Here is a 15,777-nt window from a genome sequence, read left to right as displayed (position 1 = left end):
CGTGTCCGCGGCTTGTGCGGGCCGAGGTGAGTCTCGGCCCGCACAAGCCGCTTTGAGGGGGCGCAGGTGGCCTCGCGGGCTCAGCCCGCGTAGGTCGCGAACAGTTTGGAGAACTGGTACGGGGTCTGCGGGATGTTCGTGCACTTGCTCAGGGCGCCGGTGCAGGCGTTCCCGTCGCGGGTGACGTCCCAGAAGCCCAGTTCGCCCAGGTGGTTCTGCTGGGCGAAGGTGAGCACCTGCTGCGCGTCGGCGGCGGTGAACACCTCGCTGGCGGTGTCGTTCTGGCCGAGCATCGGGGTGAGGCCGACCATGGCCCAGGTCTGGGCGGTGGTGAGGTTCGGCCACACCGAGGCGATCTGGGCGCGGGTCGAGGTCGCGGCCTGGATGGCGTAACTGCCCATCTTCCCGGACGGGTTGGGTGCGGCGCTGTCGCCGTAGTCCATGGCCATCAGGTTGACGGTGTCGACGTTCAGGTTGTGCGCCTTGGCGGAGTTGAGGATGTAGACGCCGTCCGCGGTCAGGCCGCTGGGCAGGACCGGGAGGGTGAGCGTGACCTTGAGGTCGCGGCCCTTGGCGCGCTGCGCGGCCTGGACGGCGGCCACGGCCGTCGAGCGCCGGTCGATCGAGGCGTGGTCGACCGCCGCGGCGCCCTCGATGTCGAAGTCCACGCGGTCCAGGGCGTAGGCGTCCACGACCTTCTGGTACTGCGCCTGGAGCGCGGTCGTGCTGGTGCAGGCGAGGGCCAGTTCGGTGCCCGACGCGCCACCGAAGGACGGCCGGACGTCACCGCCCATCGCGCGCAGCGAGTCGAAGTCCGCCCGGTCCCAAGCCGCGCCCGGGTCATAGGAGTTGAACCAGCTTGCCGAGCAACCGGTCGACCCGGCGGTGATGAAGCCGAGCGAGAACTGCCGCAGCCCGGTGTTCGTGGCGATCTGCGTGAGGTTCGGCGTCGGGTAGGCGCCGAGGTCGATGAAGGGGGCCGCCACGCCGGGCGCGGTGCCGCTGCCCGCGGTCGCGGTGAGCGTCGCGGAGTGCGCCGACTCGTTGTTGGAGTCGTCGAGCGCGGTCACCGAGAAGCTGTGACTGCTGCCGGCGAGCAGGCCGATCACCTTGGAGGTGGTGCCGGTGCCGGAGGTGGTGGCGATGACGTTGCTGCCCTCGTAGACCCGGTAGCCGACTACGCCGACGTTGTCGGTCGAGGCGTTCCAGCCCAGGGTGACGCTGCCGGGGCCGCTGGCCCGGACGGCGAGGCCGGAGGGGGTCGAGGGTGCGACGGTGTCGGCGGGGACGCCGGCGCAGGGGCCGTTGTTGATCAGGCAGGCGCTCGGCGGGACGACCGAGCCGGTGTAGCTGAAGTCCATGCCGACGACGGGCGCGGAGTCACCGGGGGCGAGCGGGGCCTCCCAGGTGGGGGAGGTGATCGTGTACTGCGTTCCGCTGTGGGTGAGCGTGCCGTTCCACGAACTGGTGACGGCCTCGGTGGCGGGCAGGGTGAAGGTGATGGTCCATGAACTGACCGTGTGGGTCGACTTGTTGGTGACCGTGTAGCCGCCCTCGAAACCGGCACCCCAGGTGGAGGTGATGCCGAAGGACGCGATCAGACCGGTGTTGTCGGCCGCGTGGGCGGCCGGGGCGGCGATCGTGGTCATGCCGCAGACCATCAGGGCGGCGGTCAAAGCGGCGCGCAGCGACGCACGTCTCATGCGGATGCTCCTCCGTGGGGCGAGGCCGCGCACGGCGTCGCGCCGGTACGCGGATTGCGGTGCCCTGCACGCCCGTCGCACGGTGAAGAGGTGCGGGTGGGGAGGAGCCGTGCGACGTGTTCAGGGCGGGGTGAAGCAGGGGGAAACCGTCGAACGGCGAGTCGTGAAGTTAATCGGAAGCTTTCCTTACATCTGCCTGCGTAGCGAAGCGTGGCTGGCCGCGTCGGCCGGCGTCAAGAGATTCGGGAAAGATTCGTCTAGACCAATTCCGGTCCCGAGGGCGCGAGTTGCCGCCCTCGACATCACCCTCACCCGGCACCCGCTGTCTGCCGCGCTTCCCGGAGGCCAGTGCGGCGGCCTCGGCGAAGGCACGACAGAATCGCCCTCGGGCACGAGGACGGTGATCGTCGGCGCCCGCTCGACGCCATCGCGGACCACCGCAGGCCACCACGACGTCTTCGGCACTTCGACGCCGTACCGGCCGCGCAGGAATCCACCACCCCAGTACCGGAAGGACGACATGACGGCCTCCTCCGAGGATCCGACGGCGGAGGCCGCCACGGCCCGGACCGATCAGTCCGACGCCGCGTCGCTGCCCCTGCCACGCCGGTCGAAAGGGCCCTCGGCGATCGCCGAGGCCGTCGCCGCGCTGGGGCCCGCTGCCGCCTCCGAGTCCGAGGCTGTACCCGACCCCGGGCCCGTGCTCCCGCCGCCCATGTCCGCGGTGGCGGCCGAGTTCGCGGCACTCACCGGGCGTGCGGCGGACACCGGGACATCAGGCGGGCGTACCGATGCCCTCGCCGGGGGCGTGACCGACCATCGCGCCGACATCACGGCCGTTCGGAGCCGGCCCGCGCCCCGACCCGCACGGCGCCGCAGGATACTGATCGCCGCTGCCGCCGGCGTCGGCGTTCTGCTGACCGGCTCCCTGTTCCTCATGGACGGCGATGACGGCAAGGGACGTTCGGCAGCCGGTGCCGGATCGGACCCCGTCCGGGGCAGCGGACAGACCGGGGACGTCACCGACTCGTCCGATTCCGCCTCGCCGTCGGGTGAATCCTCCGCACTCGAAGCCGACTCCACCCGGCAGTCCAGCAGGCAGCCGACCCCGAAGGCCGGTTTACCGACATCTGGTGGGGCCACAGCTACCGCGAAGGGCGGTGCCAAGAACAGCGGGGCGCCGTCCGGGAGTTCCTCGTCGGCCGCCGGTTCCAGCGACGCGGCCAAGGGCGTACTGATCCGGGGTCAGGGCTCCGGCCGCTGTATCGACGTCACCGGGGGCAGCTCGGCGGACAACACCCGCCTGCAGATCCGGGACTGCACGAGCGCCGCCCGGCAGAAATGGCAGTTCGCGTCGGACGGAACAGTGCGCGCCCTGGGTAAATGCATGGACGTCGACGGCGGTTCGCGGACGGACGGCGCGTGGATCAAGCTTGTCGCCTGCAACGGAACCGGGGCCCAGCGGTTCCGGCTCAGTGCCGCGTACGATCTGGTCAACGTCCAGGCCGACAAGTGCGTGGACGTCACCGATGCGGGGACCGGCAACGGCGCGGAGCTGCAACTGTGGAGCTGTACCGGCGGGGACAACCAGAAATGGAGCACCGGCTGACGGCACGCCCCCACGGGCAACGCCGTTGCTCCACCGGGCTGTTGGCCTGGGTGGGGGATGGATGGTGACGGTGTCCTCGGGTGTTCTGGTGGGCTGGATCCGCGTGCGGTGATCGGACTGTTCGAGCAGGTGGTAGGACATCTTGTGCTCGACGACACGGGGCCGGTCAGTGCCGTATGAACCGGTCAGCCCGCCACCGTCGGGGTCATGTCGGCCGACGGTACGAGCTGCCGCCGGAGACGGTCGCGGACGATGTTCTCGGCGTCCGCCACGATCGTCCGGACCACCGTCTCGCAGCTCTCCACACTGTCGATGAGGCCCTGCGCCTGACCGGCCCACCACATGCCGCCCTCGACGTCGCCCTCACCCAGCACCCGTTGCCTGCCGCGTTTCCCGGAGGCGAGTTCGGCGACGTCGGAGAAGGCGGCCCCGGGGCGCGCGCCGATGCGGGCGATGTCCTGCGAGACCGCGTTGCGTGCCACCCTCGCGGTGTTGCCGAACTCCCGGAAGACGATCTGGGTGCCGCGCTCGTCGTTCGCGACGATCCGGGCCTTCACGTTCGGGTGGATCGGCGCCTCCTCGGTCGCCTCGAACCGGGTCCCCATGTTGATCGCGCACGCCCCGAGCGCCAGGGCCGCGACGAGACCGGCACCGGTGGCGAAGCCTCCGGAGGCGATGACCGGGATGCGCAGTCTGCGGGCGGCGGCCGGGATCAGGACGAGGCCGGGGACGTCGTCCTGACCGGGGTGCCCGGCACACTCGAACCCGTCGATGCTGACGGCGTCGACGCCCAGCGCCTCCGCCTTGAGCGCGTGCCGGACGGCGACGGCCTTGTGCACGACCTTCACCCCGGCCCGCCGGAACGCCGGCAGGTGCGGTGCGGGGTTGCTGCCCGCCGTCTCCACCGCCTTCACGCCCGAGTCGATGATGACGGCCCGGTAGTCGTCGTAGGGCACCGGCTCGATGGTGGGCAGGATGGTGAGGTTGACGCCGAACGGCCTGTCGGTCAGTTCGCGGCAGCGCGCGATCTCCCGTGCGAGCGCCTCGGGGGTGGGCTGGGTCAGCGCGCTGAGGAACCCCAGCGCGCCGGCGTTCGCGACGGCCGAGATCAGCTCGGCGGTGCCCACCGCGAGCATTCCGCCGCACACGATGGGATGTTCCACCCCGAACATCTCCGTGAACTCGTTCCGAAAGGTCATGTCACTCCTGTTGCCGGGCCACGGTCGAAGACGTCACGGGGAAGCGGAGCCGTCACAGGCGCCGCGAGATGATCAGCCGCATGATGTCCGAGGTGCCCTCCTCGATCTCCTCCAGCTTGGCGTCGCGCATCCACTGCTCGACCGGGAACTCGCGCGAGTAGCCCCATCCGCCGAGGGTCTGAACTGCGCCCCAGGTCACCGCCATCGCGGTCTCCGAGGCTTGGAGCTTGGCCATGGCGGCGAGCTTGGTGGCGTCCGCTCCGGCGTCCATCCGGCGTGCCGCGTGCAGGGTGAGCAGCCGCGCGGACTCGATCCGGGTCGCCATGTCGGCCAGCCGGAACGCGACGGCCTGGTGCTCGATGATCGGCTTGCAGAACTGCTTGCGCTCGTGGGCGTACGCGAGCGCGTACTCGTAGGCCGCGCGGGCCGCTCCGGTCGCCGCGGCGGCCAGCACGATCCGGGAGATGTCGAAGGTCCTCATCAGGCCGCGGAAGCCCTGCCCCTCGTCCCCGAGGCGGTCGGACTCGGGCACGAAGACCTCGTCGAAGTAGATCTCGCGGCAGACGATGGCGCGCTGGCCCATCTTCCGCATGGGCTCGCCGAACGTCATCCCCTCGGCGCCCTTGCGCAGCAGGAAGGCGGTGACCCCGGAGGAACCCCGGGTGGGGTCGGTCTTGGCGAAGACCACGTACTGGTCGGCCAGTCCCGCGTTGGAGATCCACACCTTCTGCCCGCTGATCGCGTAGCCACTCTCGACCCGGACGGCGGTGGTGGCGATGGACGCGGCGTCGGAACCCGAGTCCGGTTCGGTGGTCGCCAGCGCGGTGTAGAGCGGGTTCGGACCGGCGAGCGGACGCAGCCACTCGGCCTTCTGCTCCTCGGTGCCGAGTGCGAGCAGCGGGTCGGCGAAGAACCCGTTGGAGCAGACGAAGTTGCCGATGCCCGGGTCGCCCCAGCACATCTGCTCCTGGACCAGGCACTGGGTCACGACATCGGTGAATCCGCCCCCGCCGTACTCCTCGGGCAGCATGAAGTCGGTGATGCCGACCTTGGCCGCGGCCCGGAAGATGTCCAGCGGCGACTCGATGTCACGCTCGTCGACCTCGCGTCCGCGCGGCCGGATCTCGTTCGCGGCGAACTCCCGGCACAGTTCGACGATCGCCCCCTGCTCATCGGTCAGCGGCCAGGGTTCAGTGGACGTGCTCACGTGATGCCTCCTGCTCTTCGGTGGTTTCCCGGTGGCCGTTCACCCCGGTTGCTTCACATGCGGCCTTCGCTACGACGTCCTCGGCACGCGGGACGACGAGCGCGTCCACGGCCAGGGCGCCCTCGGGCCCGACCCGGATCGGGTTGACCTCGATGTCCGCCAGACCGGGGGAGGCCGCGATCGCCTCGGACACGGCGACGACGGCGTCGATCAGCGCGTCGAGGTCGACCGCGGGCTGTCCCCGCCAGCCGTCCAGCAGCCGGCGCGAGCGCAGACGGTCGAGCATCCCGGCCGCCGTCCGCCGGTCGACCGGTGCCAGTTCCACGGACACGTCGTGCCAGAGTTCGGCGAGGACCCCGCCGTGCCCCACGGTCACGGTCGGCCCGAAGTCGCGGTCCCGGCGGGCGCCGATCAGCAGCTCGACGACGCCCGGCCGGATGTCCTGCTCCTCGACGACGTACTCGCCGGGCCCGAGCCGCTCGTACATCTCGCGGAACACCGCGGCGGCGGTGCCCGGGCCCAACCCCGTTCTGACGGCCCGGTGTTCGCTCTTGTGCTCGATCCAGCCGGCCTTGAGCACCAGCGGCGCTCGCAGCGACGCGCAGGCCGCCGCGAACCCGGCCGCGTCGGTGACCAGCCTCGCCTCGGGCATCGCGATGCCGAGTGCGGTGAGGAACGTACGAGCCGCCCAGTAGCCCGGCGCCGGTACGGCTGCCTCGGTCCGTACGGTCATCGGCGCCGGGCGGGGTTGTCCGCCCAGTCGGATCAGGTGGCCCAGCGCGCCCAGGGCCGCGTCGATGGTGTCGAAGACCGGGACGCGATGCTCCCGCAGCCGGGCGACCGCGGGCGAGGCGGCGCTCATGCTGTGCACGATCAGGGGCACGCGCGCCGCGTCCGTCCGGTGGCCGCGACCCAAGTGTCCGAGGCGGTCGATCACCGCGGACTCGGCGTCCACGAGGCTCGGCGAGTCCTCGCCGTAGCAGCCGAGATATCCCGACAGGACGATCGAGTCGACCTCGCCGGAGGCGGCCACCAGTTCGGTGACCCGCGCGTAGACCTGGAGGTCCGCCTCTCCCGCGCCCGCGAGGTCCACCGGATTGGATACCGTGGCGGCGGCGGGGAGCAGATCACGCAGGCGCGCCTGGAGCCGTTCGGTGAACACCGGCGCCCGCAGACCCCGGTCGCCGGCGAGGTCGGCGGCGATCCCGCCCTGCCCGCCGCTGTCGCTGATGATGGCGACCCGGCGACCGCCCGGGGGAGTTGTCGCGTCCAACACCCTTGCCGCGTCGACGAGTTCGCGGGGCGTCGCCACCCGGAGGGCTCCGGCTGCGCGGCACGCGGCGTCGACGACATCGAGGGCCGAGGTCATCGAACCGGTGTGGGACCGCGCGAGAAGACGGCTGCCCTCACTGGCACCGGTGGTGAGCACCAGCGCGTGTTTGCCGGCGCGGCGGAGGGCTTCGAGGGCGCCGACGATCCGTGCTCCGTCGGCGAAGCTCTCCAGGTAGAGCGCCACGGTGCTGGTGTGTTCGTCGGAGGCGAGCGATTCGAGTACGTCGACGGCTGTCACGTCGAGCTGGCTGCCGACCGAGTAGAAGCGCGACACACCGAGCCCGGCCCGTGCGCCGAGGCCGGCGATCTCGGAACCGAGCTGACCGCTCTGCGAGACGATCGCCAGCCTGCCTGCAAGGAAGCCACGCTGCACGCGGCGCTCGAGTACTACGCCCAACGGTTCCGCACCCGGCTCGACGAGGAGTTCGGCCGCGCGACCTCCGCTCGTGACAAACTGCGCCGCCTGATCGAGGTCCAACTCCCGCTCACCGCCGACGACATCGACGAATGGTCGGTGTGGATCCAGTTCTGGAACCAGGCGATGCTCGAACCCCGCCTGCGGCCCGCGCAGCGCCGGATCTACTCGGGCTGGTACCGGGTCGTGGTGGACGTGCTGGACGAGTGCCGGTCCGAGGGCCTGGCACCGGAGGCGGACGTCGAAGCCCTCGCCGACCGGTTCACCGCGATGGTCGACGGCCTGGCGATGCAGATCCTCGCCGGCTCGACCGAGATGCGGCCGGACCGCATGCGCTCGCTCCTGCTGCGGGCCTTCGAACCCCACCTCGACCTGACCGACCACCCGGGCACGCCCGGCTGAAGCGCGGGACGGTCTCGCGGCCGTAGCTCTCTCAGCCCGTGCGCGCGGACGTCCCCCTCCCGCGGGCTGTCACCGCAGTCCGCCGTAGGCGGCCATGACGATCTCCATGCCGCGGTTGTCCTCCTGCCGCTCCCGGTCGATCATCTGGTTCATCACGTAGGCCACCGTCATCCGTGCGTCCGGGTCGCTCACGACCAGCGAGCCGCCCCACCCGCCCCAGCCGAAGGTGTTGCCGAACTTCCCGAAGCCCACGGTCCAGGACATCGGCGTCCGCAGCACCCGGTCCTCGCCGCGGAACACCTCCTGCCACGCGGGCTCGCAGCCCTGGGGAGACAGCAGCCGCACGCCACCGGCCGAACCCCGGTTCGCCAGGACCGACTGGACGAGGGCGACGGACCGGGCGTTGCCGAAGCCGTTCACCGCGGGGATCTGCGCACGGCGCCAGGCGACGGAGTTGGCGTCCCTGACCCGGACCGCGGCACCGGTGTGCTCCCGGCGTGTGCCGTCCGGTCCGAGCGGTGCGCCGGCGGTGAACTCGTCGGTCAGTGACGGCGGCGGGATGAACGGGGCGACGCGGTGGTCGTCGGCGGCGGAGAGCCCGATGTGGAAGTCCGCGCCCAGCGGTTTGGCCACTTCCTCGGCGAAGAACTCGCCGAGGCTGCGCCCGGTGACGCGGCGGACGACCTCACCGATCAGGAACCCGAAGGTGAGCGCGTGGTACCCGGCGGCCGTGCCCGGTTCCCATTCGGGGGCCTGCGCGGCCAGTCCCGCCGTCACGCGCTGCCAGTCGTAGAGGTCCTCGACCGCCGTCGGCCCGGACAGGTCCGGCAGCCCCGCGGTATGGGAAAGCACATGGCGTACCAGCAGACGCTCCTTGCCCGCCGCGGCGAACTCGGGCCAGTAGGCGGCGACCGGCGCGGACAGATCGAGCAGGCCCCGGTCGGCCAGGACGAGCGCGCACAGGGCGGTCATGTTCTTGGCCGTCGAGTTCACGCCCGCGAGGGTGTCGCGCTCCCAGCCGACCGTACGGTCCGCGTCGGCGTACCCGCCCCAGAGGTCGACCACCGGCTCGCCGTCGAGGTGGACGGCGACCGAGGCACCCACGTCGTCCTTGCCGAGCGAAGCCGCGAGGGCCTCCTCGACCGCGGCGAACCGCGGCTCGCACAGCCCTTTAACATCAGTCATGTGCACAAGCCTCAGCCAGTGCCGAGGCCACCCGCCCGACAATTCCCGCACGGCTTCTGTCGGGCAGGGCGCGAAGGAATCACCTACACCTGAAGACGGCCCGGCCGCAGGAGCTGCCGCATCGGGGTGCGCATTCCTACGGGGGAGACTCGAGGAAAAGGGACGGATACACGTGCTGGACCGGCTGAACCAGGCGCTGGACCACTTGGAGAGCTGCCTCGACCAGGAGGTCGACGTGGCCGAGGCGGCCCGGATCGCCGCGGTGTCGGAGTACCACTTCCGGCGGCTGTTCTCCGCCCTCGCCGGGATGCCGCTCCCGGTCTACGTGCGGCGCCGCAGGATGACGCTCGCCGCGGCCGAGGTGCTGGCCGGGGAACGCACGCTGCTCGATGTCGCGGTGCGCTACGGCTACGGCTCGGGCGAGGCCTTCGCCCGGGCGTTCCGGTCGGTGCACGGCATCGGCCCGGAAGAGGCCCGGCGCACGGGCGCGCTGCTCACGGCACAGCCCCGCATGTCCTTCCGCGTCGTCGTCGAAGGCAGTACGACCATGCGGTACCGGATCGTGGAGAAGGAGGCGTTCCGGATCGTCGGCAGGAAGGCCCGGGTCCCGCTGGTGCACGAGGGAGTCAACCCGGGCGCCGCGGCGCACCTGGAAAACCTGGACGAGCGGGCGATCGTACGGATGAAGGAACTGGCCGGCCGGGAACCAAAGGGGATCTTGTCGGCCGCGGTGTACTTGACCGACAGCCGGGAGGAGGGCGCCGAGGCGGACTATTGGATCGGCGTGGCCACCGGCCCGGAGACGACCGTCGAGGAACTCGACGCCCTCGACGTGCCCGCCGGGACCTGGGCGGTCTTCGACAACGACGGGCCCTATCCGAGCGCGCTCCAGGAACTGTGGCGCGACGTGTTCACCCAGTGGTTCCCCTCGAACCCGTACACGAGCCGGCCAGGTCCGGAACTCCTGCGGACGCACCTGGTGGAGATCGGTGAGGAGACTCACTCCCAGCTGTGGATCCCGATCGAGCGGAACAGCGGGAACGCCGCCGCGTGAAATGTGACGCAGGCCATGATTCTCGTCGCCCGATCGTGGAATGCGTGAGCGCGTGGCGCGGCTGTAGCGCTCGTAGACCTTTCCTGACCTGAGGGGCGCATCGGGCAACGGTGGTCGGCGCGGCAGGCTACAGAAACAGGGCGAACGGAACGCATCACGGTCCTGCCCCTTCCCCCGCATCCGCGTCCGCACCCGAACCGCCGCCCGTGAAAGGTACTTGCGCTCCATGCCACTGGCCCTGCTGGCCCTTGCCCTCGTCGCGTTCGGAATCGGTACGACCGAATTCGCCACGATGGGACTGCTGCCCCAGATCGCCCACGGGGTCGGCGTGTCCGTGCCGCACGCCGGCAACCTCGTCTCCGCCTACGCGCTCGGTGTCGTCGTCGGGGCGCCCGTCCTGACCGGCATCGGCGCGCGCATCGCCCACAAACGGCTCCTGCTCCTGCTGACCGCACTGTTCGTGGTCGGCAACGTCGCCTCCGCTCTCGCTCCGAACTTCGGCCTGCTGTTCGCCGCACGGTTCCTGGCGGGCCTGCCCCACGGAGCACTGTTCGGCGTGGGCGCCGTCGTGGCCTCCCGGCTGGTCGCCCCCGAACGAGCCGGGCGGGCCGTGTCGAGGATGTTCCTCGGACTCACCATCGCCAACATCGTCGGCGTCCCGGCCGGCACCGCCCTCGGGCAACATCTCGGCTGGCGATACGCCTACTGCGCCGTCGCCGTCATCGGCCTCGTCGCGCTGGCCGCGCTGGCCGCCTTCGTCCCCCACCAGCCCCGCGGCAGCCAGGCCGGCATCCGGCAGGAACTACGGGCGATGGGCAACCGGCAGGTCGCCCTGGGCCTGGCCACCGCCGTCGTGGGATTCGGCGGCTTCTTCGCCGTCTACAGCTACCTGGTGCCGATCCTGACCCACGTGACGGGTCTCGCCGACTCCTCCACGACGTGGGTCCTCGCGCTCTACGGCATCGGAATGACGCTGGGCACACTGATCGCGGGTCCGCTCACCGACCGGGCGCTGCGCCCGACGCTGTACGGGGGCCTCTTCCTGCTCGGTGCGACGCTCGTGGCGTTCTACTTCACCGTCCACAGCACGGTCCCCGCCCTGGTGACCCTCGCTTTCATGGGGGCGATGGGCGCCCTGGTCACCACCCCCGTGCAGATGCTGCTCATGGCCAAGGCGAAGAACGCCCCGACGATGGCCGCGGCCTCCAACCACTCCGCCTTCAACCTGGCCAACGCCGGCGGCGCCTGGCTCGGCGGTCTGGCCATCTCCGCCGGCTGGGGCTGGGCCTCACCGGCCCTGGTCGGCGCGACCCTCGCCGCAGCAGGCCTCGGCCTCGCTCTCCTCGCGGGCTTCACGGACCGCGATACCGGCAGCTCCGCACTGATCACTTCCGCACCGGCTCAGACACCGTCAGATCCTTTGTCGACGACGTCTCCAGCGTGGACCGGTAGCGACGCGTAAAGGGCCTCGAACACCGTGCCCGCGTCCATCCTCCTGCGGTGGGCCAGGGCCGCCTGATGCAACGGCAGCACCTCGTGGACGGCCGTGCGCAGGTCTGCCTTTGCGGGGTGTGGGCGTTCACCGGTCTGGCCGGCGGGGCCGCATCACACCCGACGGTGATGTCACCGAGTTCCCTGTCCTGCTCTCGGGAGCCTTCCCGGCGGCCATCGCCATCGCCACCGGCCCGGACGGCCGACCGTGGTTCACGATGAACGGGATGGCCAAGCCGAAAGGCCACATTGGCGCCCCGTAGGGACTAGAAGACGGCACCGGCCGTACTGGGAGAAGCGCTTGCTGGAGCAATGCCACGAAGTTAAGGCTCAGTTGACGGTGTCAAGGCCTCGAGAAGAGGGATCTTGTACGTACTCGGTGCCGTACGGGTGAGTCGGCCGTTGCGCACCCAGTAGCAAAGCTGCGCGTTGAAGCCGCTCAGCGCTCGCCCGGTGGCGAGAAGGCCGAGATGCCCTGCGATGTCGCGGGCGTGCATGGCCTGGTTGGAGTGCTCCGCCAAGATCCGGCAGACTTGTCCCCAGCGGCCGGAAGTGGCCCGGTCTGGGGCATGCGTGGTGGGGAGAGCCGGTGGATGCACGGTGATCACAATGGCGGTGATCGGCTTACTGTCGCGAGGCCGCCCGTCGCGGTTCCAGATGTTGTAGCGGGATGTACCGCACTTGACGATGCGAGCGGACAGCCGCATTCGGCGCTTGGGCAGCAACGCCTTCAGGACGCGGGTGCCAATGTGTCCTACCAGGTCGGGGCGTCCGCTCGGAGTTGCTGCCGCAGCCGTCCCAGCGACGCCGACGACCGTCTCGCGCGCGGCCTCCAGGGCCACGGTGAAGCCGGCCCGGTCGGGATCGCAGCCAGGGACTGTCTCCACTGCGGTCACCATCATCGAGCGCAGAGCCTGGTAGATGGCCAGGAGTGCCCACATCTCCTGGGTGAGGCCCACCAGGTCCTTCGACCGTAGAACGCGCCCTTTGAGCAGGGTGTGACGCAGTGCCAGATAGGCGGTCTCTATCTCCCAGCGCTCGTGATAGAGACCGACCAGGCGGTCGGCTGGGTCGGTGCGGTGGTCGCTCAGGGTGGTGAGCAGACGATAGGTTCCGCCGAAGTCGTCGCCGTCGGAGGTACGGGAGCGGATCTCGGCCTCGATCACCCTCAGTCGGACGCCGCCGATCCGGGTGAGGTAGGAGCCGTCGGGCAGCAGCGCAAGCACCGGTGGGCGCCGGGTGCTGGTGGCACGGATCAGGAACTGCGCCCCCTGAGCCACGACGTCTGCGAGCAGTTTGTTGCTGTCGAAGGCGCGGTCAGCCAGCAGGAGCATGTCCGAGGTCAAGTGGCTGACCAGGTCGTGGGCGTAGTCGGTTTCGCCCTTCGAGGCGGGTCCGAAGGCGGCGGTGATCAGGCCCCGGGTGCTGGTTTCGCACAAGGTCATCAGCATCAGCCGGGGATAGCCGGAAGGGCCATGGCGGCGCGGCGTGCGGCCGAGCCAGGACCGGTTGCGCTCGTGGTCGGGGACGTTCAGGCTCCCACAGCCGTCGAAGGCGACCGTCCGCCGGCGGCGGTAGCGCACTCCGGGGGTGGACGGCTGGGCCAACGGGCCCGCCAGCACCTCGAACAGCCGCTGGAACGGGACCACTCCGATCCTCCGACGCAGATCGCGAAGGGCCTTCTCCGACGTCTGCGGCACCGCGGCGGCCAGTCCGGCCACGAGTTTTCCCCACACCAGCCCGGCACCCAGGTGCTCGAACAAGCCGAGCGCGAGCACGAAGTACACCCCGACGCGCGAGGGGAGACTGCGCAGCCGGCGCTCGCGCGTCCCGGTCTCCTCCAGCACCGCATCCACCAGCTCCGTCGGGATGACCTGCGTCAATTCACCGACGTGTCCGGGCGCGAACACGTCATCGATTCTGTACGTGACAGACTGCGTCACAGGGCCTCTGCTCTCTCAGGAAGATCTTGGTCGATCCCCTGGATAGCAGAGGCCCGTCTCACGTCGCGGTCGTGCTTGACACCGTCAACTGAGCCTTAACTTCGTTGCATTGGTCGATCATCTGCCGGTGGCAGTAGCCCTCCGGGCGGCCGCCCCGGCCCGCCAGCCACCCCGGTACCGGCAGCAGATCCCGCACCGACGCCCACTCGGCATCGCTCATGTCCGAGCCGTACCGGGGGCGGCGCTCTGGCCGGTCGGCCGCGTTCCCGAACCTGTGGGCGAGACAGTCACACCCAGGAGTGGACGGACTGGACTGGGCAACCATGACCACGCGACCATTCGACAACAGGGCCTCTTGCTTCTCGCTGGACTCGACATCCGCGAGCTACCAAGAGGCCCTAATCCCTTGTTAGGGCGTTCCGAAGAGCGGTTGGATCTCGGGATGCTTGAGCGCAGGACCGCGACACCTCGTGGCTGCCAGGCGGGCAAACGCCTCACTTTAGACAGCGTGCGCGGTCCTGGTGCTCGTGGTGGTGGCGGTTGCGTGGGCGCCGTATTGATGCCCCAAGAGGCCCTGGCGCGCGATGCCTCAAGGCAGAGCGGCGACATGCGGTGCAGCGGGGCCACCACCACAACGGGTGTTGGTGCCCGTCGGCCTGGGCCTCGATGCCTTCAGCCAGAGCGGCGACGTCCAGGACCATCGAGCGGCAACACCGACCTTTGATCACTCGTTGGTGTTGGTGGTGCGAGCCTGCTGCACGGTGACTTCTTGATACGCCCGAGCCGTCCGAGCTCCCGCGCAGACCGAGGCCCGTGCGGTGCGCTGGTGCCACGAACGGCTAGTGAGGTGGAGGCACATCCGCACGACGGCTGATGCCTGGGATTAGGTCGCTCGCGTGGCCCGCATGTGCTCGTGACCAGCGTGAACACCCGCACATCAGGGAGGGACAATCATGATCCACTGTGGAATCGACTGGGTGGAGCGCACTCACGACGTCGCCCTGGTCGACGACGCCGGAGCGTTGGTGGCCAAGCGGCACATCACCGACGACGCGGCCGGCTACAAACTGCTGCTGGAACTGCTCGCGGAGTACGGCGACACCGAAGAGAGCCCGATCCCGGTGGCAATCGAGACCTCCCGCGGCCTGCTCGTTGCCGTGCTGCGGACCGGAAAACGAAAGGTGTTCGCGATCAACCCGCTGGCCGCCGCCCGCTACCGCGACCGCCACTCGGTCTCGCGCAAGAAGTCCGACCGGCGACGCACTCGTGCTCGCGAACATCCTGCGCACCGACATGCACGCCCACCGGCCGCTGCCGCAGGACAGCGACCTCGGACGCTCGATTGCCGTGCTGGCACGCGCCCAGCAGGATTCTCTGTGGAACCGGCAGCAGCTCGCCAACCAGCTCCGCTCCCTGCTGCGCGAGTACTACCCAGCCGCCCTGGATGCCTTCGCCACCTGGACCAACGGCCTGTGCCGACCCGAAGCCCGCGAACTGCTCAAGGCCGCCCCGACCCCTGTCCGGGCCGCGCGGCTGACCCGCACCCAGCTCCAGGCCGCTCTAAAACGAGCAGGCCGCAAGCGCGGCATCGAGGTTGAAGCCGACCGCGTCCGCGACGTCTTCCGCGCTGAGTGGGCCCACCAGCCGCCGCTGGTCGAAGAAGCCCTTGGCAAGCAGATGCTCGCCCTCCTTATCCAGCTGGGAGCCGCCTGCACCGCCGCCGACCAGCTCACCGAGGCGGTGGAAGAGGCGTTCCCTCAGCACCCGGACGCCGAGATCCTGCTGAGCTTCCCCGGACTCGGCATCCAGCTCGCCGCCCGGATCCTCGCTGAGATCGGGGACGACCACACCCGCTTCAGCGACGCCCGCGGTTTGAAGGCGTACGCCGGCGCCTCACCCGTCACCAGGGCCTCCGGGAAGAAGTCGTCCATCACACGGCGGTGGGTGAAGAACGATCGGCTCAACCACGCCGGCTACCTGTGGGCCTTCTCGTCCCTGCGAGCCTCCGCCGGTGCCAACGCCCATTACCGGCGACGACGCGAGCACGGCGACTGGCACGCAGCCGCCCAACGCAACCTCTTCAATCGCATGATCGGCCAGCTCTACCACTGCCTCCAGAAGCAGGAACACTTCGACGAACAGTCGGCGTTCCCCACGCCGTCACTCACGGTGGTGGCAGCCTGACCAGCGCCGGCGCCTTGCCCGTGGTGACGAAGACAGCCGATCATTCGCCCATG

11 protein-coding genes and 1 pseudogene are annotated in these 15,777 nt (G+C 70.1%); 5 read left to right on the top strand and 7 right to left on the bottom strand.

Features of this window, described 5'->3' with window-relative positions; translation table 11 throughout:
- Nucleotides 1-80 precede the first annotated feature (80 nt).
- Entirely contained in the window at nt 81-1,703 is a 1,623-nt protein-coding gene (locus SPR02S_RS53815; RefSeq protein WP_026151736.1) for a cellulose binding domain-containing protein, read from the bottom strand.
- A gap of 520 nt (nt 1,704-2,223) precedes the next feature.
- Here SPR02S_RS53815 and SPR02S_RS53805 point away from each other — a divergent pair.
- A complete protein-coding gene (locus tag SPR02S_RS53805) occupies nt 2,224-3,312 on the top strand; it encodes an RICIN domain-containing protein (protein ID WP_019065335.1) in 1,089 nt (362 codons plus the stop codon).
- Between the two features lie 185 nt (nt 3,313-3,497).
- Here the strand turns inward: SPR02S_RS53805 and SPR02S_RS53800 are convergent, their stop codons facing one another.
- From SPR02S_RS53800 to SPR02S_RS58585, 3 genes are read right to left on the bottom strand one after another with little or no spacing between them, the layout of a single operon-like run.
- Entirely contained in the window at nt 3,498-4,511 is a 1,014-nt protein-coding gene (locus SPR02S_RS53800; protein WP_019065334.1) for an NAD(P)H-dependent flavin oxidoreductase, read from the bottom strand.
- 52 nt (nt 4,512-4,563) lie between these two features.
- The gene (locus SPR02S_RS53795) at nt 4,564-5,718 is read right to left on the bottom strand and encodes an acyl-CoA dehydrogenase family protein (protein ID WP_019065333.1); all 1,155 of its coding nucleotides are present in this window, start codon (nt 5,716-5,718) and stop codon (nt 4,564-4,566) included.
- Nucleotides 5,702-7,357, bottom strand: coding sequence for an acetate--CoA ligase family protein (locus tag SPR02S_RS58585; protein WP_245607794.1), 1,656 nt, complete (start codon nt 7,355-7,357; stop codon nt 5,702-5,704). The genes SPR02S_RS53795 and SPR02S_RS58585 overlap by 17 nt, the downstream gene beginning before the upstream one ends.
- On the opposite strand from SPR02S_RS58585, the gene SPR02S_RS65570 reads away from it, so the two are divergent.
- Entirely contained in the window at nt 7,244-7,867 is a 624-nt protein-coding gene (locus tag SPR02S_RS65570) for a TetR family transcriptional regulator C-terminal domain-containing protein (protein ID WP_043259156.1), read from the top strand. The two genes, SPR02S_RS58585 and SPR02S_RS65570, sit on opposite strands and share 114 nt — an antisense overlap.
- Before the next feature lie 69 nt (nt 7,868-7,936).
- Here SPR02S_RS65570 and SPR02S_RS53780 read toward each other — a convergent pair whose 3' ends face one another.
- Complete coding sequence (locus SPR02S_RS53780; protein ID WP_019065331.1) at nt 7,937-9,052, bottom strand: EstA family serine hydrolase; 1,116 nt, start codon at nt 9,050-9,052, stop codon at nt 7,937-7,939.
- Between the two features lie 172 nt (nt 9,053-9,224).
- Between SPR02S_RS53780 and SPR02S_RS53775 the strand changes: the two genes are divergently transcribed.
- Nucleotides 9,225-10,106, top strand: coding sequence for an AraC family transcriptional regulator (locus SPR02S_RS53775; protein ID WP_019065330.1), 882 nt, complete (start codon nt 9,225-9,227; stop codon nt 10,104-10,106).
- Between the two features lie 226 nt (nt 10,107-10,332).
- Nucleotides 10,333-11,568, top strand: a complete 1,236-nt coding sequence (locus tag SPR02S_RS53770) for an MFS transporter (RefSeq protein WP_019065329.1) — start codon at nt 10,333-10,335, stop codon at nt 11,566-11,568.
- A 352-nt stretch (nt 11,569-11,920) separates the two neighbouring features.
- On the opposite strand, the gene SPR02S_RS58575 is transcribed toward SPR02S_RS53770, so the two are convergent.
- Together SPR02S_RS58575 and SPR02S_RS65560 are read right to left on the bottom strand one after the other, a co-directional pair.
- The gene (locus SPR02S_RS58575; RefSeq protein WP_106437203.1) at nt 11,921-13,507 is read right to left on the bottom strand and encodes an IS4 family transposase; all 1,587 of its coding nucleotides are present in this window, start codon (nt 13,505-13,507) and stop codon (nt 11,921-11,923) included.
- A gap of 91 nt (nt 13,508-13,598) precedes the next feature.
- On the bottom strand, nt 13,599-13,760 hold the full coding sequence (locus tag SPR02S_RS65560) for a transposase (RefSeq protein ID WP_245607793.1): 162 nt from the start codon (nt 13,758-13,760) through the stop codon (nt 13,599-13,601).
- Between the two features lie 733 nt (nt 13,761-14,493).
- Here SPR02S_RS65560 and SPR02S_RS58570 point away from each other — a divergent pair.
- Nucleotides 14,494-15,724: pseudogene (locus tag SPR02S_RS58570) on the top strand (IS110 family RNA-guided transposase).
- Nucleotides 15,725-15,777: the final 53 nt, after the last annotated feature.

Source organism: Streptomyces prunicolor NBRC 13075, assembly GCF_000367365.1.
GTDB classification, from domain to species: domain Bacteria; phylum Actinomycetota; class Actinomycetes; order Streptomycetales; family Streptomycetaceae; genus Streptomyces; species Streptomyces prunicolor.
Note: the sequence above shows the minus strand (reverse complement) of the source record. Positions and strands in the feature narration are given on the sequence as shown.

Bases quoted from the DNA above. Each gene is read 5' to 3' on its own strand.
- SPR02S_RS53815 (WP_026151736.1), bottom strand. From the start codon at position 1,703: ATGAGACGTGCGTCGCTGCGCGCCGCTTTGACCGCCGCCCTGATGGTC.
- SPR02S_RS53805 (WP_019065335.1), top strand. From the start codon at position 2,224: ATGACGGCCTCCTCCGAGGATCCGACGGCGGAGGCCGCCACGGCCCGG.
- SPR02S_RS53800 (WP_019065334.1), bottom strand. From the start codon at position 4,511: ATGACCTTTCGGAACGAGTTCACGGAGATGTTCGGGGTGGAACATCCC.
- SPR02S_RS53780 (WP_019065331.1), bottom strand. From the start codon at position 9,052: ATGACTGATGTTAAAGGGCTGTGCGAGCCGCGGTTCGCCGCGGTCGAG.
- SPR02S_RS53770 (WP_019065329.1), top strand. From the start codon at position 10,333: ATGCCACTGGCCCTGCTGGCCCTTGCCCTCGTCGCGTTCGGAATCGGT.
- SPR02S_RS65560 (WP_245607793.1), bottom strand. From the start codon at position 13,760: ATGAGCGATGCCGAGTGGGCGTCGGTGCGGGATCTGCTGCCGGTACCG.